This is a genomic window from Pseudomonas sp. TH04, assembly GCF_016651355.1.
In the GTDB taxonomy this organism is placed as follows: domain Bacteria; phylum Pseudomonadota; class Gammaproteobacteria; order Pseudomonadales; family Pseudomonadaceae; genus Aquipseudomonas; species Aquipseudomonas fluorescens.
In genome coordinates, this window is the sequence record NZ_JAEKEA010000001.1 from 2,751,863 (window position 1) to 2,772,506 (window position 20,644).

Consider the following 20,644-nt stretch of genomic DNA (forward strand, 5'->3'; position numbering starts at 1 on the left):
GTTATGAGCTGAGCCCAATGATGGCAATCGCGACAGATATATTTGTTTTACTCATGGATCAATGAAGATAACTACATTCCCAAATCAATGGGCGTAGAGGAACATGCCGTAAAACTGCCAAAACCCATAATAAATACAAGAGGAAAGACTCGTGGCCGATGCTATCGAAGAAAGCCGCTATGCCCGATTTGCCCTGCGTTGCTCCAACTTCGCCGAACGCTGGTTTCCTGACTCCTGGGTGTTTGCCGCCCTCGCCGTGATTATCGTCGCCGTGGCGACCCTGGGCATGGGCGCCGCGCCGACCGAGGCCGCCAAAGCCTTCGGTGATGGGTTCTGGAGCCTGATCCCGTTCACCATGCAGATGGCGTTTGTGGTGATCGGCGGTTATGTGGTGGCCAGCTCGCCACCGGCGGTGAAGCTGATTGACCGCCTGGCGCGCATCCCGAAAAACGGCCGCTCGGCTGTGGCGTGGGTGGCGTTGATCTCGATGGTCGCCTCCCTGCTCAACTGGGGCTTGTCCCTGGTGTTCGGCGGCTTGCTGGTGCGCGCGCTCGCCCGCCGCACGGATTTGCGCATGGATTACCGCGCAGCCGGGGCCGCCGCCTACCTGGGCCTGGGCGCGGTGTGGGCGTTGGGGCTGTCGTCGTCGGCCGCGCAACTACAGGCCAACCCCGCCAGCTTGCCGCCGTCGATTCTGTCGATTACCGGGGTGATTCCGTTCACTGAGACGATCTTTCTGTGGCAATCCGGGGTGATGTTGCTGGCGTTGATCGTGGTTTCGCTGATCATCGCCTACGCCACCGCGCCTGGGCCGAACAGCGCCCGTGATGCCAAAGCCTGCGGCGTTGACCCGGCCTTCAACCTGCCCAAGATTCAAGCGCCAAGCCGTCCGGGCGAATGGTTGGAGCACAGCCCGCTGCTGACCATTCTGCTGGCATTGCTGGCGGCCGGTTGGTTATTCCATGAGTTTTCGACCAAGCCGGCGATCAGCGCCATTTCAGGGCTGAACACCTATAACTTCCTGTTCATCATGGTTGGCGCACTGCTGCACTGGCGCCCGCGCAGTTTCCTCGATGCAGTGGCGCGTGCCGTGCCGACCACCACCGGCGTGCTGATCCAGTTTCCGCTGTATGGCTCGATCGCTGCATTGATGACCGTGGTCAAGGGCGGCGACGGCCAGACCCTGGCGCACCATATCTCGACCTTCTTTACCTCCATCGCCTCTCACGACACCTATGCGTTGTTGATGGGCGTGTACTCGGCGGTGCTGGGTTTCTTTATTCCATCGGGGGGCGGCAAGTGGATCATCGAAGCGCCTTACGTGATGCAAGTGGCCAATGAGCTGCAATACCACTTGGGCTGGGCGGTACAGATCTACAACGCTGCCGAGGCGCTGCCGAACTTGATCAACCCGTTCTACATGCTGCCGTTGCTCGGCGTGTTGGGGCTGAAGGCACGAGACCTGATTGGTTTCTCGTTTGTGCAACTGCTGGTGCACACGCCGTTGGTGTTGTTCCTGCTTTGGGCGCTGGGCACCACGCTCAAATACCTGCCTCCCGTGATGCCGTAAACGCTTCTGTCACATTGCCTGCTTAAGCTTCGCCCTCAGGCCCGGCACCGCCTCTGGCCCCTTGATCGACCGTCAATCGATCACGGGGCACAGGGTGCATTGCAGCGCGGCCACGTTACGAAACCCGATAGTCATCATCAGAACCCTTATGCCCTAAGGCCTCGCCTTATAGACTGAAGCGTTTAAGCTTTGCCATATTTGATGCCTTTTCAACGAAACATCCAGCAACAAATAAACCAAAAACAGCCGTGAGATGCCTCGGATGACCGAAGAAACCGAAGACCCGAAAGCCACCCAAAATGCCGCCGATACGCTCCCCGATTCAAGCCGTCGACGCTTTTTAGGAGGGGTTGCCGTACTGGGCGCCGGGGCGACCCTGAGCGCCTGCGGTGGGCCCGCTGAACCGCCTGGGCCGGTAGTCACCCGCGAACTGTCGCCAGCTGAGCTGGACAAGGCCCTGCACGATAACGTGAAGAATGTGGTGGTCATCTACGGCGAAAACCGCAGTTTCAACAATCTGTTTGCCGACTTCCCCGGTGTGCAAAGCCCACTGTCCGCTCTCAAGCCCGCCGACTATCAGCAGCGCGACCGCGACGGCAGCCTGCTGGAGACGCTGCCGCAGGTATGGGGCGGCGTCACTCAGTTGGGGCCGCAGACGATTGACGGCGTGCTTTACCCCAACGCCACCCAATATCAGGAACACTTGCCCAACGCGCCCTACGCATTGAAGGGGCCGAACGGCGAAGACCTGCCGTTGGGCTTGGTCACCCGCGACCTGTGGCATGTGTTCTATCAGAACCAGATGCAGATCAATGGCGGCAAGAACGACCTGTTTGTCGCCTGGGCCGACTCCGGTGCGCTGACGTTTGGCTATTACCCGCAAACGCGTTACTCGCTGCGCTTGTGGGACGTCGCCAGGGAGTTCGTGTTGTGCGACAACTTCTTCCAGGGTGCCTTTGGTGGTTCGTACCTCAACCACCAATACTTGATCAGTGCTCAAGTGCCGTTTTACCCGGATGCCGCCAACTCGGTGGCTAAATCGCAGATCGCCACGCTGCAGAGCGACGACCCAACCGACACGCGCCTCAAGCCGTTGGACAAGTCACCGGCCAGCGCCATGACCGGCCCGCCGCAGTTCGGGCCCAGCGCACTGACGCCGGACGGCTATGCGGTAAACACCATGGCGCCTCCGTACTGGCCCACCTGGATCCGCGACCCGGAGCGCCCGGACTACGCCAAACCCGACCTGCCCAGCGTGCTGGTGCCGCAGTCTCACGAACACATCGGCGACAAGCTGTCGAAGAAGAACGTCGATTGGGCCTGGTACGGCGGTGCCTGGCAGGCGACGATCGACGAGCACAAGGATTCGGCGGCGATTCCCAAGATCCCCAGCTTTCAGTATCACCACCAGCCGTTCAACTACTTCAAGCAGCAAGGTCCGGAAAATCCGCTGGAGCGCAAGAAACGCCTGCGCGACGGTGGGCTGGGCGATGAGCCGAGCACCAATCACTTCCTCGCGGATGCCCAGGCGGGGACACTGCCGGCGGTGAGCTTCTACAAACCGCAGGGCAACCTCAACATGCACGCCGGTTACGCCGACGTGGCCTCCGGCGACCGCCATATCACCCGCGCCCTGAAAGTGTTGCAGGAGAGCCCGCAGTGGAAAAACATGGTGGTGATTATTACCGTCGATGAGAACGGCGGCTGGTGGGACCACGTTGCACCGCCCAAAGGCGACCGCTGGGGCCCGGGCACGCGTATCCCGGCGTTGGTTATTTCGCCGTTTGCGCGCAAAGGCACAGTCGACCATACGGTGTACGACACCGCGTCGATCCTGCGCTTGATCACCCGCGTGTTCCAGCTGGAAAAACTGGACGGCCTCAAGCTGCGCGACGACGCCATGATTGCGCGCGGCCAGAAGCCCATGGGCGATCTGAGCAACGCCTTGCAGTTCAAGGTGTAGGTTTTCTTATCCAATAGCGACATGCCCAGCGATTTAGCACGCGGTTTTCCTGGTCAACCGCTACTGTGTGCAAGTGGGCTTTCACCCCGCGCAGACGGGCTTTCGCTGACAAGGAAACAACTATGTTTAAACCGACCAGGCTGTCCTTCACCCTGGCCGCACTGCTCGCCAGTGCGGTCGTACAGGCCGACATCGAAGTACCATTGGGCAGCACGCAGCGGGTCACCCAGTTGTTTGCGTTCCCCAATAACTGCAACGTGATCTGCTTTCGGCCATGGACGCTGGAGCAGACCGCCGAGCACTATCTGAACCAAAGCCTGCAGCGCGACGGTTATAGCCGCGCCAAGGTCAGTGTAAAAACCCATGACGGCCAGGTCTCAGCCACGTTCAGCGGCGTACCCGACCACTATGGCCAGCCACTGACCACGCTGCTCAACACCGCCGACCTGGCCTACCAAGGCGCCAGCAAGCTCAACAGCGACGGCAAGTGGGCTTACAACTGGTACCTGTTCCTGCCGCTGGGCATGGCCCTGGAAAATCGCAAGAGCATCGAACTGCTGCACTTCCCGCCGGACTATTCGCTGACCCAGGCCCAGGATTACCTGGAATCGGCGACCACCGACCGCTGGGCCACGTTGCTCACCGACAATGGCATCCCCGCCACCGAAACACCGGCCTATCAGACCATCATCGATATCGCGCCGATCGCCGCGCCCTCTAATGCGGGCAAGGACCTCGAAAACGTTTACGGCTACTTCGCCGATTACCAGACACGCATGGTCAGGGAGTTGAGCCTGCGCGCCAATGGCTCGTTGCCAATGGTGGCGTTCGGCGCGCCGGTGCGTAATTGGATCAAGCAACAATATGGCCAGACTGTGGGCGTGCTGGGCCTGGCGCAGATCAGCCCGACAGCCGGCAAGACCGTGTCGGTACTGGGCGCCAACCACCCGAGTTACATCTGGTACGCAGCAGATCCGGCAACTTACGACGGTAATGAACAGAAAGCCGATGAGGCCGGCTTGAAGGTGATGGGGCAGGACCTGAGCGCCGCGTGCTGGCAAGCCGGCATGGGGCAGAAACCCGCCAGCGATGCGAATGTACTGCTCAAGGCGTGCATGAATACCTGGCAGGTCACGCGCAAGGAACAGACCTGTGAGTTGTTCTACACCTCGGTGCGCAATCTGACCCCCGAGCAAGCCAACGCCAAGTGCGCCACACCCGTCATCAAGGCTCAGTTGAAACAACTGAAGGACGCCGCTCCAACCCCGGCTGTCCTAGCCCCAGCGCTGTAAGCCGAGCACGCTATAACCGATTTCTACTGTCAGATTTGACAGTAGAAATCGGATCCAACTTCAGCGAATCTTGGGCCGCACCCATCCGCTGCAAGACTGGTAGTCAGCCCCCTTCGCAGGTCGATGCAGCCCAACCCAGGAGAGTTATGAAGACTCAAGCCATGGATCAGGCTAAAACCGCTGTGAGTGACGGCCTTTACCCGTTCAAGACAGTGCTCGTTGAACACGGTTACCCCTCGAACGCCCACTTCCAGGTGGTACAGGACGCAACTGGGCCGGGTGCCCGCATCAAGGCGTGCGTTGCCTTTGACAGCCGCACGCGCATTGCCAGAGTTTCCGGCTACGCCCTGAGCGAACGCCGCTTGCATACCCTGCAACTGTCATCACGCATTCACTTGTATGACCCGTGGTTCAGCGGCCTGCTCTCGCACTCGTGCAACCCGAATGTGTTTTTCGATGCCACGTACCTGGAAGTCTGGACGGTGCAAGCCATCGCTGCAGGCGACCTGCTGACGACGGACTACGCCAATACCGAGGACACGCTGTTCCGGCAGTTCGCTTGCCAATGCGGCGAGCTGAACTGCCGGGGGTGGATCACCGGCAGTGCAGAACCCTTGAACGCCGACGGTCAGGCCTTCATGACCCAGTGGCGGCAGCGCAAACGGCCTTAGACCTCGCCCACTGGCCGCAAGCGATATTGCGGTGGCAGTTGCTCGAAACCACTGATCGTGGTGTTCAGGCTCTTCCAACGACCGTCCTTGATGCCATAGATACAGCCATGGATCGAGAGGCTCTGCCCACGGTGCCAGGCGTTTTGCACAATGCTGGTATGACCCACATTGGCCACCTGTTGAATCACGTTCAGCTCGCAAAGGCGGTCGACGCGCTCTTCTTCAGTGGGTAACTGGGCCAACAGCTCGCGGTTTTCGTAGTAGAGGTCACGAATGGTGCGCAGCCAGCCGTCGATCAGGCCGAACTGGCGGTCCTGCATGGACGCACGCACGCCGCCGCAGCCGTAGTGGCCAGTCACGAGGATATGTTTGACCTTGAGCACGTCGACCGCGTACTGGATCACCGACAGGCAATTGAGGTCGGTGTGCAATACCACGTTGGCCACGTTGCGGTGCACAAACAGATCACCGGGCAGCATGCCGACGATTTCGTTGGCCGGCACGCGGGCGTCGGAGCAGCCGATCCACAGGTATTCCGGGGTTTGCTGGCGGGCGAGCTTGGCGAAGAATTCGGGATCTTCCTGTTTGATCGCATCCGCCCAGCGTTCGTTGTTATCAAGCAGGTCTTGTAGTTCGTTCATCAGGGAAAGCCTCAGGAATGATGCGCAGCTTTGACAGACGACCGCCCGTCCGGGTCACGCCCGGTTCAAGAATAGACCGGTGTTAATTAGCTTGAATCTTTGGGGAGCCGTGCCTGTCCACACACTATAAGCCCCACAGCATGAGGATTGGCCATGACAGATTCACGACGTCCCTACGGCGCTACACAGCCGGAACCGATTGATGACAATGAAGACCGCATGGGCTCGATACGCGAGCTGAATTTTGACGAGGAAGAGCCGACGGCGGAAATCGGCGACGAACTCCCAGCGGGTGAGCGTGAGCACCTGATGCCCGACGAGCGGGTTCGCGAAGCCGGAATGACCGGCGCTTCAACGCAGGACCACGAACCCACCGATGATGACATGAGCCCGGAAACGCTGATTCATGAGGACGGCGCCCGGGATGCGCGGGAGGAAGGTGAAGACAGCCCGGCGGATTACGATCTGAGCATCGTCGATGAAGACGAGATCGGCGGCGGCAATGGGTTGGATGAAGCCGAGTTGGCTGATCTCGACCCGGTAGACGGCAACCGCTGACACACCACAGGCCTCATTGTGAAATGGGGTCCCTGTGGGTGCTGGCTTGCCTGCGATGGCGGCAGTGAATCCAACACGGCTATCGCGGGCAAGCCCGGCTCTCACATGGGTTAGGTGTTCAATCGACCAAGGTGCAGGCCATCACGACTGCGTCTTCGCGCCCACCCACGGCGGGGTAGTAATCGCGTCGACGGCCGATCTCGTTGAAACCGTAGCGCTCATACAGACGGAACGCGCCGGTGTTGCTGTCACGTACTTCCAGGAAGCATTCCCGGGCATTGGCGGCATACGCGCGGGACATCAAGTGTTCCAGCAGCGCCAGGCCCAAACCACGGCCCTGGTTTTCCGGCTTGACGGTGATATTCAGCAAATGCGCTTCATCAAGGATGATTTGCACCACACCGTGGCCCACTTGCTGCTCGCCCTCGAACATCAGCCAGATCTGGTATTTGCCCAGCCCGTCGAGAAAAATCCCGCGAGTCCAGGGATGGCTGAACGCCGCGTATTCGATTTTCAGCACCGCGTCGAGGTCGGCCTCGGTCATCGGGCGGAAGGATAAAGCCTCACTCATCGGTTGTTTTCCAGCGCGCCATCAGCCGGCGCATGGCTTGCCAGACATCAGCCTTACGCTGTGGCTCTTCCATTAATAATTCCAGGCCCGGCAGGGCCCATACCGAGCCCAGACCTTCGACCTGCAGTTCGCGGTACCAGGCTTCGGCATTCGCTTCGCCGGCAAAACGCACAGCGGGCAGGCCGATCAACCACAGGCACACGCAGGGTTCGTCTTCCAGGCGCGCCGACACAAAACCTTGCACAAAATCCCGCGCGGCTTCCGGGCCCTGGTCCATGGTGCCGCGCACCAACAATGGCCAGCGCACCGGGTCGCCGACGATTTGCGGGCTGTCGGGCAGGCCGGCGGCGCGCAGCATGTCTTTTAGCAGCATGTAGGCCGGGTCGCGGGTCTGGAAGCGTTCGCCGGTGGGCAATTCCACCAACAGCAGGCAACGCCCCGCCCGCAGCAATTGCAGGGCAAAGCGTGGCGGCGGCACCACCGGGGCCTTGACCACCGGCGTGGCCTCTTCGGCCACCACGGGTTTGGCGACCGGTGACGGGCGCGGTACTTCGACCTTCGCCCGTTCGACCACAGGACGCGCCTCGGGTACCGGCTTGGCCACCGCCACCGGCGCGGCCGCCTCCTCGCCTGAAACCTCGAACGCCTCATAGGGCTCAGGCGCCTGCAGCAGCTCGGGCCGCGATGGGGCGGCAAATGGCAGTTCGGTGCGGGGCAGCCAGTTGACCACCTGCATGGCGGTCAAGTAAGCGCGACGTCGGGACTCGATAAGCACAGCTCGGCCACTTGTGGATAAGTAAAGAGCGGGGATTCTACCGCTGTTCGCTAACAATCGCCCACTGCGCACTGACCGGCTGTGGATAAATCCCGCGCCTGATGCAGTACAATCGCGACTTTTAATCGCCAACCAGCCGGCCATTCCCATGATCGAACCCAAGCGCGTCCTGCGCGCCCTCGCCGAACACTGGGCCTTACTTGAGCCACTGTGCGAACACTTTGACCAAGGCACCTTGAGCCTTGGCGAGCTGCGCGCACAACTGGCCGCCCAACAACTGGACAGCACGCCCCAGGACATCACCAGCCTGCTGGACGTGTGGATTCGCCTGGACATCCTGGTGCCTGTGGCCAAGAGCCCGAACCGTTTCGAGCTCAATGCACAGATCCACGACTTCCTGGCTTATCTTCGCAAGGAGCACCGGCTTGGCCTGTGCCTGGAAATCGAAGCCTACCTGCGCCACCTTGAGCGCCTGGCCGGCTACATCCAGGACGCCTTCGACATCCGCGACGGCCACGACCTGGCCCGTCAACTGCGCCTGCTGGATATGCGCGTACGCGATGTGCTGAAAAAACTCGCCAACGACGAACAGGCCCTCGCTGCCGTGGCCGACCGCGCCAAGACCAGCGACCGCCAGATCCCGTTGCGCCAGCGTTATGCCGAGGTCTTGGCAACCTGGGACGAATATGTCGAACCAATGATCCAACTGGTGAACGCCGACGGCGCCTTCGAGCAAGGCGTGCGCAAGGTCGAAAACGTGCTGTTGCGCATGCTGACCGAGCAACAGCGCCTTGGCCACCTGGTGGACGATGACATGCTGCTGCGCACCCACGCGCGCATCCTCGAAATGCAGACCAGCGCCCAGCTGACCTTGCGTCATGCCCGCGAACTGCTGCTGCCGCTGCGTGAAGAAGCACGTCGGCACAACGCCGTGACCCGTGGCGCGGCGTTGGCGCTGTCAGCCATCCGCCGTAAAGGCCTGGACGCGGTGCCACAGGCAGCGATGCCGATGTTCACTCGGCCGCAAAGCACCTTCCTTGGCAGCGCCAGTCAGGTCGAAGCGTATGTGTATGCCCTGGCGAATTTCGAACCTAAACCAGCGCGGTTCCCCAAGGCGCACAAATCCCACAAGGGCGAAGCCCAGCGTGCACCGCGCACGGTCAAGGAAATGCTCGAACGCTGCGAAGACGCGCTGCCGATGCCGGACCTGATGACCTGGCTGCTGGAGCAGGAGCCGGACGGGGCCACCGACGAATTGCTGTACTGGTTCTCGCGACTCTCACGCGAGAAACGTTTCAAGCGCGAACGCCTGGAACGCCGCGATTACCACACACACGAGCACCAGGTCAGCCTGCGCTCATTCGCCCTGCTCCCGGCCACGCCTGACGCCGCCGACACCTCTGCGAGCACCGCTTCTGTAAGGACTTCGCATGCATCTTGATCTCTCCGAACTGTCCCAGCTGGCGCCGATCTTTCGCGAGCTGTTCAAGGGTTACCACGTCAGCCGCCGTGACCCGGAGCTGTACGCACAACTGTCGAACTTCCAGGACCAGTACCGCACGCTGTTCAAGGCCCTGGGCTTCGAACTGGTCTGCGATACGCGCGGTTTCTACTACTTCGTGCCGGACTCCGCCATTGCCAGCGCGCAGGTGAACAAGACCGCCCAGCGCCTGGCGTTGTTTACCTTCATCATCGTCGAGCACCTGGCCGACCAGGGCCGCGACCCGATCGCCGTGCTCGACGGCGGCAGCCTGGGCCGCGATGAGTTGCCGTCGTTGCTGGAGAAGTACCGCGACCTGTTTATTCAGGCCGAAGTGCAAACCCAGGAAGAGCTCGAAGAAAAAATCATGCGCCGCATGACCCAGCTGGGTTTCGCCAGCGAGGACAACGGTATCTATCGCTTCCTGCCGCCGATGCACCGCTTCCTCGATGTGTGCCTGTCGGTGCAGCAGGACCGCGACCTCGCCGCCAGCGTGCACAGCGTGTTGCCATTGCCGGCGCCGGTGATCATCGATGAAGACAGCGACGAAAAACTGTTGAAGACCGATGACCCCCTCGACTTGAGTGACTTCTCGGACGAAAGCGAAGAAGACGCCCTGGCACGTGCCATTGCCGAAGAACAGGAGACCGACGCATGAGTAAGGAACGCTACGGCATCCGCCGCTTCGCCCTATTGAACACCGCCGGCTACAGCCTGGGTTTGTTCCCGCTGGAAGAGCCGCTGTCGGTGTACGGCGCGAATAACCTGGGTAAATCCGCTTCGATCAACGCCCTGCAGTTTCCGATTCTGGCGCGCATGTCGGACATGAGTTTTGGCAAGTACACCCTGGAGCAATCGCGGCGCTTCTACTTTGCCACTGACACCAGCTACATCCTCGTGGAAGTCTCGCTGCCCCACGGCCCCCACGTGATCGGCGTGGTCGGGCGCGGCCCGGGCGGTGGTTTCGGTCACCAGTTCTTCGCCTACGCCGGCAAGCTTGACCTGGCCCACTACCAGAAAAACGACACGTGCCTGCGCCAGAAAGAGTTGTTCACCAACCTTGAACGCGAAGGCCTGAAAGCCTACGAACTCAAGCCGGATGAACTGCGCCGTTTATTGGTGGGTGGCCACACGTCGGTGCCGCTCGACCTGACCCTGATTCCGCTGCGCTCCACCAGCGAGCAGAGCTTGAAGACCTTCCGCGCGCTGTTTATCAACCTGTTGCACATGCGCGAAATCACCGCGGCCAAGCTCAAGCAGCTGTTCCTGGATGCTTTCGAACACAGCTTGCGTTCCGGCAGTGTCGATTACATCGCCGCGTGCGAAGAAGCCTTCCGCGATGTACGACGCATGGAGCAGGATTACAACTCGCTGGTGGCCGCCGGGCCGTTGGTTGAAGCGCTCGCCAATGGCGTCAAACAGCGCGACATTCTGCGCGGCAAATTGCATCGCCTGTCGCCGCTGCTGGACTCGCTGCTCGGCACGTGGTCGGACTACGCCAGTGCGCGCAAGGAAGAACTGACGATCCAGGCCGAGCACTACCGCAACGAGCAGGACGCGCTGCAAAACGATCAGCGTGGCGGCACGCAGGAGCTGATGCGCCTGGAGCGGGAAATCAGCGGCATCCAGCGTTGGTTGGGCGAGCTGTCGGTACTCAAGCATCGCTTTGCACTGGTGGATGACGTCAAGGTGCTGGAGCAGCAATTGCTGGCGGCCAAAGATGCCCACGATGAACTCGCTGGCGCCCTGGCGCAGTCGCGGCAGTTCAGCGCCGAGGATCTGGACGAGCGTTTGCGCGACCTGGAAAAACGCCTGAAGTCGGTCAAGCAGCAACTCGATCACGCGGACAACAACAGCTACGCCAAACTGCGTGAAGAATTCTCACAGCAGGACGTCGAGCGTCTGATGCGTCTGTTCAACAGTTCGTTGTTCAGCCTGCCATTGGGCGAACACGGCATCACGCTGGATGAGGACGGCCAGTGGGTCAAATCCCTGGAGCAGATCCTCGACGGCTTCAAAGGCGAGCGTTTCGAAGTGCCGGGGCTGTCTATCGACATTTCCCACATCGAACCACCTGCATTGCAGGCGCTGGCGGATCGCGCGGCGTTGCGTGACCAGAAAGAACGCCTGGAAAAAGAACTCAAGCAGCTCAAGACGCAACAGGCCGTCGCCTCCGACCGGGCGGCGAGCAAGACGCAGACCGAAGCGCTGTACCAGCAAGTGCTGGATGCGCAGAAGGCCTTGGAAGATTTCCGCCGCGCGCAAACCCTGAGCGCCGAGGAAGGCGAGAAACTCGAACACCTGGCGCAGATGGAAGCGGCGCAGGATGAGCTCAAGCGCTCCAGCGATGCGTTTACCGAGCGCGTCCAGCAGCTGTCGGCCAAGCTGCAATTGGTCGGGCGTCAGATCGGCGATATGGAAGCCAAACAGCGCACGCTGGATGACGCGCTGCGCCGCCGTCAGTTACTGCCGGCGGACTTGCCGTTCGGCACGCCGTTCATGGACCCGGTCGACGACTCCATGGATAACTTGCTGCCGTTGCTCAATGACTATCAGGACAGCTGGCAAGGTTTGCTGCGCGCCGACGGCCAGATCGAAGCGCTTTACGCCCAGGTGCGCCTCAAGGGTGTGGCCAAGTTTGACAGCGAAGACGACGTGGAGCGTCGCCTGCAGCTACTGATCAACGCCTATGCGCACCGTACCGATGAAGCCCTGACGCTGGGCAAGGCGCGCCGCGCGGCGGTCACCGATATCGCGCGGACCCTGCGCAATATCCGCAGCGACTACGACAGCCTTGAGCACCAACTGGCGTTGTTCAACCGCGAGATCAACAAGCGCCAGGTCTCCAACCTGCAGAGCTTTCGCATCGTGCTTGCGCCGAACAAGGAAGCCCTCAAGCATATTGACCAGATCATCCACAGTGCCGGTCAATATGAAGAAGGCGAGACCTTGTCGGTGTTCGACCTCAGCCAGAGCGCCGAGCAGGACAACAAGAACGAAGAGGCCAAGGAATACCTCGCGCGCCTGGTGGCTGCCAATCATAACCAGTTGGGCCTCAAGGACCTGTTCGAGCTGGCGTTCGAGATCACCAAGGTGAACGGCCAGCCAGTGATTCACACCGATATCGATGGCGCGGCGTCGAACGGCACGACCATGACCATCAAGGCCCTGACCAACATGTATTTGTTGCTGCACTTGATGGACCGTGACCAGGCCGGCCGTGTGCGCTTGCCGTACTACCTCGATGAAGCGGCAGACATCGATGAGAAGAACCAGGCAGCGCTGCTCGAAACCAGTTTGCAGCTGGGCTTTGTGCCAATCCTGGCCAGTGTGAAACCGCAGGTGTCCGCCCAGGTGGCGATCGACCTGGAAGGTGGCAGCGGACCGAATGGCATCTACATCGATGAGGCGGACTGGAAGTACATCCGTCGTCACGATGCGGTCAAGGCAACGGTGAATGTGCTGGCGGATGAGCCGGAGCTGGATGAGGTTTAATCCACAGCACTGAAATGCAAAAAGGCCGCGATCTTATGGATCGCGGCCTTTTTTTTGCGGTGTTTTTTAAGGGCCTCTTCGCGAGCAAGCCCGCCCCCACTTTTGACCGCGTTTATCCTGTAGGAACGCAGTCGAATGTGGGAGCGGTGTTGCTCGCGAAGGCCGCGCCTCGGTTTATTTGCCGAGCGGAATTTTAGGCGCCCAAGTCAGCCATTCATCTTCGAACTTGTCGAACAACGGAAAGGTTTGCTGTGGGCGTGCGGCATTGCCCATGCGCTCGCCGTCTGGCGTTGCGAAGGCGATGCCGCCGGCGACGAGGGTTTCCAGGGATTCGGTGCGAACCGTCGCCCCTTTGAACAAGCCGAAGTCGAGTCCAAAACCGCTGGTGTTCCAGAAGCGACTGCCACCACGCACCAGCGGCGCGTATTTGGGCTCGATCAGGATGTGAATCAGCACCCGGTCGGCGGTCTGGCCCAGCTCATAGCCGGTGACTTTGCCGACAGTGACTTCGCGGTAAGTGACCGGGACGCCCTCTTTCAACGAGCCACGGCGTGCAGCGCTGAGTACCAGGCTCAGGCCTGCCTCTTGGTGAACAGCCTCCGGCGGCTTGTCCAATGCGACGAAGCTTTTTTGCGGCCCCAGGTTTTTCGCGGCGGGCAGCACTTCGATGTATTGGCCGGTCACCAGGGTTTCCAGGTTCGAGGTTTTCATCAGGCCCAGCTCAGGCTTGACCACCCAGAACTGGCTGCCTGCGCGCGCGATCCGATCGGCCACTTGGGTAATACGCGCGCTGAGCAGCACGGATTGCATGTCGGCGCTTAGGTCGACGTGCTCGATCTTGCCCACATCCAGGCCTTTGAAACGCACGGGCGTGCCCGGGCGCAAACCGTCGGCGCGATCGACCTTGATGGTCACGAGGGTGCCATGTTGATTGGCCGCTTCACGATCAGCAAACAGACGGAAACGCGGGATGCGTTTTTTCAGCGGCACATTCGGTTCCGGCGTTTCGAAGGCGATACCACCGGCCATCAGGCTGGCGAGGGATTCACTCTTAACCTGGATGCCGCCGGTGAGGCCGCCGGTCAGCGTGACGCCGCTGGCATTCCAGAAACGCGTCGAGCCGTTGACCAGGTTCTCGTATTCCTTCTCGATGTGGACGCCGATCACCAGTTGTTTGTTCTTGCGCGAGAACTGGTAGCTCTGCACCGAACCCACTTTGACCTGCTTGTAGAGGATCGGGCTGCCGACATCCAGGGAGCCGAGGTTGTCCGTGAACAGCACCATGTGCAGGCCTGGGGAACGCAGGTCCAACGGCGGCGCTTTGGCACGCGCGACGAACTCGCGTTGTGGCGCGCTGCCTTTATCGCCGGGGCGAATGGCGATGTAGTTACCTTTGACCAAGGCTTCCAGGCCCGTGATACCCGCCAGGGAGATGGATGGCTTGACCACCCAGAACTGGGTGTCCTGTACCAGGTAATCTTCGGCGAGCGGATCGAGGGTCAGCTCGGCGTTGGCACTGGAGAGGTCCGGGTCAATCTTCAGGGTTTTCAGGCTACCGACCTGGATGCCTTTGTACATGACCGGAGTACGCCCGGCTTGCAGGCCCTCGAAGTCAGTGAGTTTAACCTTGACCTTGATGCCGGCTGCGGCAGCGTCGAAGTCTTCGTAGAGGCGGAAGGGCAAACTCGGGTCGGTGGGTGGGCTGTCCTTGCGATTCTCGGGTGTGGCGAACGCGATACCGCCGGCGACGATGCTGGAGAGGGATTCGCTGCGCACTTTTACGCCGGAGAGGTTCGCGTCGATGCTGATGCCGCTGGCGTTCCAGAAACGTGTGTGTTTGCGCACCAGATTGGCGTAGGTCGGCTCAATGTAGACCTTGATCTCGACAGTGCTCTGGTCTTCGGACAGCAGGTAGCTTTTGACCTGACCGACCTGGATCTGCTTGTAGAACACCGGACTGCCACGGTTGAGCGAACCCAGGCGATCGGCCTTGATGGTCAGGTGGAGGCCGGGCTTGGCGTCTGACAAAGGCGGCTCTTCGGAGAGCGCCTTGAATTTGCGGGTGGGCTCACCGTCGCCAGGGCTGGCGGCAATGTAGTTACCCGAGACCAGGGTTTCCAGGCCCGTGATGCCAGCGAGGCTGACGCTGGGTTTGACCAGCCAGAAACGGGTGTTGGTCTTAAGGTATTGCTCGACATCCTTGTTCATCTCAATGGTGGCGATCACACCGCGATTGCTGCCCTCGTCGTCCAGAGCCAGCGTCTTGACCTTGCCCACGGTCATGCCTTTGTAGACCACTTCGGTCTTGTTGACCTGGATGCCCTCGCCGCTTTCAAAGCGGACCTGGATCTCAATGCCTTGCTGGGAATAGGCGCGCCACCCCAACCAGCCGCCAATGATCAGCGCAACCAATGGCAACACCCAGATGGCCGACCAATTGGAAGCTGGGCGGGTTTTAGCTTTTGGCAAATCACTCATGGTCGTCGTCCGACTCCGTGTTGTCCCAAATCAGTCGGGGATCAAAAGTTACTGCGGCAAGCATCGTCAAGATCACCACACTGGCGAATGCTGCAGCGCCAAGATTGGCCTCGACACTGGCAAGTCGCCCAAAGTTAACAACCGCTACCAGGATGGCGATCACGAAGATATCCAGCATGGACCAGCGGCCAATGAATTCGATAAAGCGGTACATAATGATGCGTTGCTGCGCGGACAGCGGTTGGTGGCGCTGCACCGAGAACAGCAACAGGCCAATGCCTACCAGTTTGAATGTCGGTACCAGGATGCTGGCGATAAACACCACGGCAGCGATGGGAAACATACCGTGCTGCACCAACTGAATCACCCCCGCCATGATGGTACTGGGGTCGCCCTGGCCAAGGGAGTTGACGGTCATGATTGGCAACAAATTAGCGGGAATATACAAGATCGCCGCAGTGATCAGTAACGCCCAGGTACGCATGAGGCTGTTGGGGCGACGGGCATGGATCAGTGCACCGCAACGCGTGCAGAGCTGCTCATCGGTGTCGGCCTCTTGCTTGTTCAACTCGTGGCATTCGGTACAAATCAGAATGCCTGCATCAATCGCCCGCATGATCATCCTCTCCTGCCAATGCCTGCCAGATCTGGTGGGGCGACATCACCACCTCAAGCAGAACCTGAACGATTAATAGACTGACGAAGCAGATCAGCCCCAGGCCAATCGTGATAGAAGCCATGTCGGCGAGCTTAACGATCGCGACAAGTACCCCCATCAAGTAGACCTCCAACATTCCCCAATCCTTCAAGTGATGGTAAATGCGATAGAGCAACAGCCCATAACTGCGCCCGATCTTCCAGCGAATGCTAAGTAGCACCGCTAATTGGCAGAGCAACTTGAGCAGGGGAATGCCCATGCTGCACAGGAACACGACAGCCGCCACACCTTGCATACCGGTATCGAACAGGCCGACGACGCCACTCCACACGGTGTCCTCTGACGATTGCCCAAGTAGATTGAGCTGCATGATCGGTAAAAAGTTCGCGGGGATGTACAGCAACAACGCGGCTATTACCAAGGCGAGGCTTCGTTCAACGACGTTGTGGCGATGAGCGTAGAGCTCGTAGCCGCAGCGTGGGCATTGAGCCTTTTCGCCCAGGGCGAGCGTTGGCTTGCGCATCAGCAAGTCACACTCATGGCATGCCACCAGATCATCCAGTGGTAAATCCGACACCTCGGGGGTATCAACCGGATCGGGCATAAATAGGGCTCGGATTCTAAAAAAGGTTAGGTGCCTATTCTAATGGTCTGGTTCAGAAATAACTGTGCAAATTTGTCGGGCAGGATTGAGCGACCTATCGAAAAACACGCGGGGCGATGGTGCAGGTGAGGCAGCGTGCGTACAGGTCAGCACATTGTGGATGCCTATAGCCCTTTGCACTTTTCGACCGCCCAAAACAAAACCCCTGTCTGCGTTAGCAAACAGGGGTTTTGGAATTTAATCTTGACGATGACCTACTCTCACATGGGGAAACCCCACACTACCATCGGCGATGCATCGTTTCACTACTGAGTTCGGGATGGGATCAGGTGGTTCCAATGCTCTATGGTCGTCAAGAAATTCGGGTACTGAGTCGTGGCCAGTTGGCCTCGCTTCAGCAAATTGGGTATGTGATAGCTTTCGGTGTTTTGTGAAATTCGAACTTTCGGTTCTATCGTCTTCACACACCGCAATCTGATGCTTCTGCTTGTTTCCAAGTCAGGAGTAGTCAAATTGCTTGGGTGTTATATGGTCAAGCCTCACGGGCAATTAGTATTGGTTAGCTCAACGCCTCACAGCGCTTACACACCCAACCTATCAACGTCGTAGTCTTCGACGGCCCTTCAGGGGACTCAAGGTCCCAGTGAGATCTCATCTTGAGGCTAGTTTCCCGCTTAGATGCTTTCAGCGGTTATCTATTCCGAACATAGCTACCCGGCAATGCCACTGGCGTGACAACCGGAACACCAGAGGTTCGTCCACTCCGGTCCTCTCGTACTAGGAGCAGCCCCTCTCAAATCTCAAACGTCCACGGCAGATAGGGACCGAACTGTCTCACGACGTTCTAAACCCAGCTCGCGTACCACTTTAAATGGCGAACAGCCATACCCTTGGGACCGGCTTCAGCCCCAGGATGTGATGAGCCGACATCGAGGTGCCAAACACCGCCGTCGATATGAACTCTTGGGCGGTATCAGCCTGTTATCCCCGGAGTACCTTTTATCCGTTGAGCGATGGCCCTTCCATACAGAACCACCGGATCACTAAGACCTACTTTCGTACCTGCTCGACGTGTCTGTCTCGCAGTCAAGCGCGCTTTTGCCTTTATACTCTACGACCGATTTCCGACCGGTCTGAGCGCACCTTCGTACTCCTCCGTTACTCTTTAGGAGGAGACCGCCCCAGTCAAACTACCCACCATACACTGTCCTCGATCCGGATAACGGACCTGAGTTAGAACCTCAAAGTTGCCAGGGTGGTATTTCAAGGTTGGCTCCACGCGAACTGGCGTCCACGCTTCAAAGCCTCCCACCTATCCTACACAAGCAAATTCAAAGTCCAGTGCAAAGCTATAGTAAAGGTTCACGGGGTCTTTCCGTCTAGCCGCGGATACACTGCATCTTCACAGCGATTTCAATTTCACTGAGTCTCGGGTGGAGACAGCGCCGCCATCGTTACGCCATTCGTGCAGGTCGGAACTTACCCGACAAGGAATTTCGCTACCTTAGGACCGTTATAGTTACGGCCGCCGTTTACCGGGGCTTCGATCAAGAGCTTCGCGTTAGCTAACCCCATCAATTAACCTTCCGGCACCGGGCAGGCGTCACACCCTATACGTCCACTTTCGTGTTTGCAGAGTGCTGTGTTTTTAATAAACAGTCGCAGCGGCCTGGTATCTTCGACCGGCATGAGCTTACGGAGCAAGTCCTTCACCCTCACCGGCGCACCTTCTCCCGAAGTTACGGTGCCATTTTGCCTAGTTCCTTCACCCGAGTTCTCTCAAGCGCCTTGGTATTCTCTACCCAACCACCTGTGTCGGTTTGGGGTACGGTTCCTGGTTACCTGAAGCTTAGAAGCTTTTCTTGGAAGCATGGCATCAACCACTTCGTTAACTAAAAGTTAACTCGTCATCAGCTCTCGGCCTTAGAATCCCGGATTTACCTAAGATTCCAGCCTACCACCTTAAACTTGGACAACCAACGCCAAGCTGGCCTAGCCTTCTCCGTCCCTCCATCGCAATAACCAGAAGTACAGGAATATTAACCTGTTTTCCATCGACTACGCTTTTCAGCCTCGCCTTAGGGACCGACTAACCCTGCGTCGATTAACGTTGCGCAGGAAACCTTGGTCTTTCGGCGTGGGTGTTTTTCACACCCATTGTCGTTACTCATGTCAGCATTCGCACTTCTGATACCTCCAGCAAGCTTCTCAACTCACCTTCACAGGCTTACAGAACGCTCCTCTACCGCATCACTTACGTGATACCCGTAGCTTCGGTGTATGGTTTGAGCCCCGTTACATCTTCCGCGCAGGCCGACTCGACTAGTGAGCTATTACGCTTTCTTTAAAGGGTGGCTGCTTCTAAGCCAACCTCCTAGCTGTCTAAGCCTTCCCACATCGTTTCCCACTTAACCATAACTTTGGGACCTTAGCTGACGGTCTGGGTTGTTTCCCTTTTCACGACGGACGTTAGCACCCGCCGTGTGTCTCCCATGCTCGGCACTTGTAGGTATTCGGAGTTTGCATCGGTTTGGTAAGTCGGGATGACCCCCTAGCCGAAACAGTGCTCTACCCCCTACAGTGATACATGAGGCGCTACCTAAATAGCTTTCGAGGAGAACCAGCTATCTCCGAGCTTGATTAGCCTTTCACTCCGATCCACAGGTCATCCGCTAACTTTTCAACGGTAGTCGGTTCGGTCCTCCAGTTAGTGTTACCCAACCTTCAACCTGCCCATGGATAGATCGCCCGGTTTCGGGTCTATTCCCAGCGACTAGACGCCCTATTAAGACTCGCTTTCGCTACGCCTCCCCTATTCGGTTAAGCTCGCCACTGAAAATAAGTCGCTGACCCATTATACAAAAGGTACGCAGTCACAGAACAAAGTCTGCTCCCACTGCTTGTACGCATACGGTTTCAGGATCTATTTCACTCCCCTCTCCGGGGTTCTTTTCGCCTTTCCCTCACGGTACTAGTTCACTATCGGTCAGTCAGTAGTATTTAGCCTTGGAGGATGGTCCCCCCATATTCAGACAAAGTTTCTCGTGCTCCGTCCTACTCGATTTCATGACTAAGAGATTTTCGCGTACAGGGCTATCACCCACTATGGCCGCACTTTCCAGAGCGTTCCGCTAATCTCAAAGCCACTTAAGGGCTAGTCCCCGTTCGCTCGCCACTACTAAGGGAATCTCGGTTGATTTCTTTTCCTCAGGGTACTTAGATGTTTCAGTTCCCCTGGTTCGCCTCTTACGCCTATGTATTCAGCGTAAGATAACCATCTTATGATGGCTGGGTTCCCCCATTCAGACATCTCCGGATCAAAGTCTGTTTGCCGACTCCCCGAAGCTTTTCGCAGGCTACCACGTCTTTCATCGCCTCTGACTGCCAAGGCATCCACCGTATGCGCTTCTTCACTTGACCATATAACCCCAAGCAATCTGGTTATACTGTGAAGACAACATTCGCCGAAAATTCGATAATACTCAATTACGAGTAACTCACAAATTTTACCTTAGCCTGATCCGTTACCAGTGAAAGTAACGTTCAGTCTATCTTTCTATCACATACCCAAATTTTTAAAGAACGATCTAATCAAAGACTAGAAATCAACATTCACCATCATCACAATGGAATGCTCATTTCTAAGCTTTCGAAACTTCAGAAGCAGTAGTGGTGGAGCCAAACGGGATCGAACCGTTGACCTCCTGCGTGCAAGGCAGGCGCTCTCCCAGCTGAGCTATGGCCCCGTATTTCTACAGGCGTTTCCCACACAAAATTGGTGGGTCTGGGCAGATTCGAACTGCCGACCTCACCCTTATCAGGGGTGCGCTCTAACCAACTGAGCTACAGACCCAATTTCGGGCTGCTTCTTATCGTCTTCTTCAATGA

At 58.5% G+C, this 20,644-nt stretch carries 14 protein-coding genes, 2 tRNA genes and 2 rRNA genes; 8 read left to right on the plus strand and 10 right to left on the minus strand.

Features of this window, described 5'->3' with window-relative positions; translation table 11 throughout:
• The first annotated feature begins 151 nt into the window (after positions 1 to 151).
• The 4 genes from JFT85_RS12500 to JFT85_RS12515 all read left to right on the plus strand — a co-directional run bounded on the left by JFT85_RS12500 (position 152) and on the right by JFT85_RS12515 (position 5,496).
• Complete coding sequence (locus JFT85_RS12500) at positions 152 to 1,570, plus strand: short-chain fatty acid transporter (RefSeq protein WP_053254212.1); 1,419 nt, start codon at positions 152 to 154, stop codon at positions 1,568 to 1,570.
• Between the two features lie 262 nt (positions 1,571 to 1,832).
• Complete coding sequence (gene acpA, locus JFT85_RS12505) at positions 1,833 to 3,533, plus strand: acid phosphatase (protein ID WP_053254211.1); 1,701 nt, start codon at positions 1,833 to 1,835, stop codon at positions 3,531 to 3,533.
• A gap of 122 nt (positions 3,534 to 3,655) precedes the next feature.
• Positions 3,656 to 4,825 (plus strand): hypothetical protein, encoded by a 1,170-nt coding sequence (locus JFT85_RS12510; protein WP_201229933.1) that lies wholly within the window; start codon positions 3,656 to 3,658, stop codon positions 4,823 to 4,825.
• 146 nt (positions 4,826 to 4,971) lie between these two features.
• Entirely contained in the window at positions 4,972 to 5,496 is a 525-nt protein-coding gene (locus tag JFT85_RS12515) for an SET domain-containing protein-lysine N-methyltransferase (RefSeq protein ID WP_201229935.1), read from the plus strand.
• On the opposite strand, the gene can is transcribed toward JFT85_RS12515, so the two are convergent.
• Positions 5,493 to 6,137 (minus strand): carbonate dehydratase, encoded by a 645-nt coding sequence (gene can, locus JFT85_RS12520; RefSeq protein WP_053254208.1) that lies wholly within the window; start codon positions 6,135 to 6,137, stop codon positions 5,493 to 5,495. The two genes, JFT85_RS12515 and can, sit on opposite strands and share 4 nt — an antisense overlap.
• Positions 6,138 to 6,290: 153 nt before the next feature.
• Between can and JFT85_RS12525 the strand changes: the two genes are divergently transcribed.
• Positions 6,291 to 6,695 carry a hypothetical protein gene (locus JFT85_RS12525; protein ID WP_053254207.1) on the plus strand — a complete coding sequence of 135 codons (405 nt, stop codon included), beginning with the start codon at positions 6,291 to 6,293 and terminating at the stop codon, positions 6,693 to 6,695.
• A 118-nt stretch (positions 6,696 to 6,813) separates the two neighbouring features.
• On the opposite strand, the gene rimI is transcribed toward JFT85_RS12525, so the two are convergent.
• Positions 6,814 to 7,266 carry a ribosomal protein S18-alanine N-acetyltransferase gene (gene rimI, locus JFT85_RS12530; RefSeq protein WP_003188286.1) on the minus strand — a complete coding sequence of 151 codons (453 nt, stop codon included), beginning with the start codon at positions 7,264 to 7,266 and terminating at the stop codon, positions 6,814 to 6,816.
• Positions 7,259 to 8,002: a hypothetical protein gene (locus tag JFT85_RS12535; RefSeq protein WP_053254206.1), complete on the minus strand. Its 744-nt coding sequence runs from the start codon at positions 8,000 to 8,002 to the stop codon at positions 7,259 to 7,261. The genes rimI and JFT85_RS12535 overlap by 8 nt, the downstream gene beginning before the upstream one ends.
• Before the next feature lie 187 nt (positions 8,003 to 8,189).
• On the opposite strand from JFT85_RS12535, the gene mksB reads away from it, so the two are divergent.
• Genes mksB through mksF form a run of 3 tightly spaced genes read left to right on the plus strand, consistent with a single transcriptional unit; the run spans position 8,190 to position 13,016 of the window.
• The gene (mksB, locus tag JFT85_RS12540; protein ID WP_053254205.1) at positions 8,190 to 9,482 is read left to right on the plus strand and encodes an Mks condensin complex protein MksB; all 1,293 of its coding nucleotides are present in this window, start codon (positions 8,190 to 8,192) and stop codon (positions 9,480 to 9,482) included.
• Positions 9,472 to 10,179 (plus strand): Mks condensin complex protein MksE, encoded by a 708-nt coding sequence (gene mksE / locus JFT85_RS12545; protein WP_053254204.1) that lies wholly within the window; start codon positions 9,472 to 9,474, stop codon positions 10,177 to 10,179. The genes mksB and mksE overlap by 11 nt, the downstream gene beginning before the upstream one ends.
• Positions 10,176 to 13,016 carry an Mks condensin complex protein MksF gene (gene mksF, locus JFT85_RS12550; protein WP_069551921.1) on the plus strand — a complete coding sequence of 947 codons (2,841 nt, stop codon included), beginning with the start codon at positions 10,176 to 10,178 and terminating at the stop codon, positions 13,014 to 13,016. The genes mksE and mksF overlap by 4 nt, the downstream gene beginning before the upstream one ends.
• Positions 13,017 to 13,190: 174 nt before the next feature.
• On the opposite strand, the gene JFT85_RS12555 is transcribed toward mksF, so the two are convergent.
• The 7 genes from JFT85_RS12555 to JFT85_RS12585 form a co-directional block, all read right to left on the minus strand.
• A complete protein-coding gene (locus JFT85_RS12555; protein WP_053254202.1) occupies positions 13,191 to 15,494 on the minus strand; it encodes a PqiB family protein in 2,304 nt (767 codons plus the stop codon).
• Entirely contained in the window at positions 15,487 to 16,110 is a 624-nt protein-coding gene (locus JFT85_RS12560; RefSeq protein ID WP_053254201.1) for a paraquat-inducible protein A, read from the minus strand. Before JFT85_RS12560 ends, JFT85_RS12555 begins: the two co-directional genes overlap by 8 nt.
• Positions 16,097 to 16,756: a paraquat-inducible protein A gene (locus JFT85_RS12565; protein WP_053254200.1), complete on the minus strand. Its 660-nt coding sequence runs from the start codon at positions 16,754 to 16,756 to the stop codon at positions 16,097 to 16,099. Before JFT85_RS12565 ends, JFT85_RS12560 begins: the two co-directional genes overlap by 14 nt.
• 241 nt (positions 16,757 to 16,997) lie before the next feature.
• Positions 16,998 to 17,113 (minus strand): 5S ribosomal RNA (gene rrf, locus JFT85_RS12570).
• Between the two features lie 171 nt (positions 17,114 to 17,284).
• A 23S ribosomal RNA gene (locus JFT85_RS12575) occupies positions 17,285 to 20,176 on the minus strand.
• A gap of 250 nt (positions 20,177 to 20,426) precedes the next feature.
• Positions 20,427 to 20,502, minus strand: a tRNA-Ala gene (locus JFT85_RS12580).
• 30 nt (positions 20,503 to 20,532) lie between these two features.
• A tRNA-Ile gene (locus tag JFT85_RS12585) sits at positions 20,533 to 20,609 on the minus strand.
• Positions 20,610 to 20,644: the final 35 nt, after the last annotated feature.

Coding starts and splice junctions, on each gene's coding strand:
- acpA (WP_053254211.1), top strand. CDS start 1,833: ATGACCGAAGAAACCGAAGACCCGAAAGCCACCCAAAATGCCGCCGAT.
- JFT85_RS12510 (WP_201229933.1), top strand. CDS start 3,656: ATGTTTAAACCGACCAGGCTGTCCTTCACCCTGGCCGCACTGCTCGCC.
- JFT85_RS12515 (WP_201229935.1), top strand. CDS start 4,972: ATGAAGACTCAAGCCATGGATCAGGCTAAAACCGCTGTGAGTGACGGC.
- can (WP_053254208.1), bottom strand. CDS start 6,137: ATGAACGAACTACAAGACCTGCTTGATAACAACGAACGCTGGGCGGAT.
- JFT85_RS12525 (WP_053254207.1), top strand. CDS start 6,291: ATGACAGATTCACGACGTCCCTACGGCGCTACACAGCCGGAACCGATT.
- rimI (WP_003188286.1), bottom strand. CDS start 7,266: ATGAGTGAGGCTTTATCCTTCCGCCCGATGACCGAGGCCGACCTCGAC.
- JFT85_RS12535 (WP_053254206.1), bottom strand. CDS start 8,002: ATGCAGGTGGTCAACTGGCTGCCCCGCACCGAACTGCCATTTGCCGCC.
- mksB (WP_053254205.1), top strand. CDS start 8,190: ATGATCGAACCCAAGCGCGTCCTGCGCGCCCTCGCCGAACACTGGGCC.
- mksE (WP_053254204.1), top strand. CDS start 9,472: ATGCATCTTGATCTCTCCGAACTGTCCCAGCTGGCGCCGATCTTTCGC.
- mksF (WP_069551921.1), top strand. CDS start 10,176: ATGAGTAAGGAACGCTACGGCATCCGCCGCTTCGCCCTATTGAACACC.
- JFT85_RS12555 (WP_053254202.1), bottom strand. CDS start 15,494: ATGAGTGATTTGCCAAAAGCTAAAACCCGCCCAGCTTCCAATTGGTCG.
- JFT85_RS12560 (WP_053254201.1), bottom strand. CDS start 16,110: ATGCGGGCGATTGATGCAGGCATTCTGATTTGTACCGAATGCCACGAG.
- JFT85_RS12565 (WP_053254200.1), bottom strand. CDS start 16,756: ATGCCCGATCCGGTTGATACCCCCGAGGTGTCGGATTTACCACTGGAT.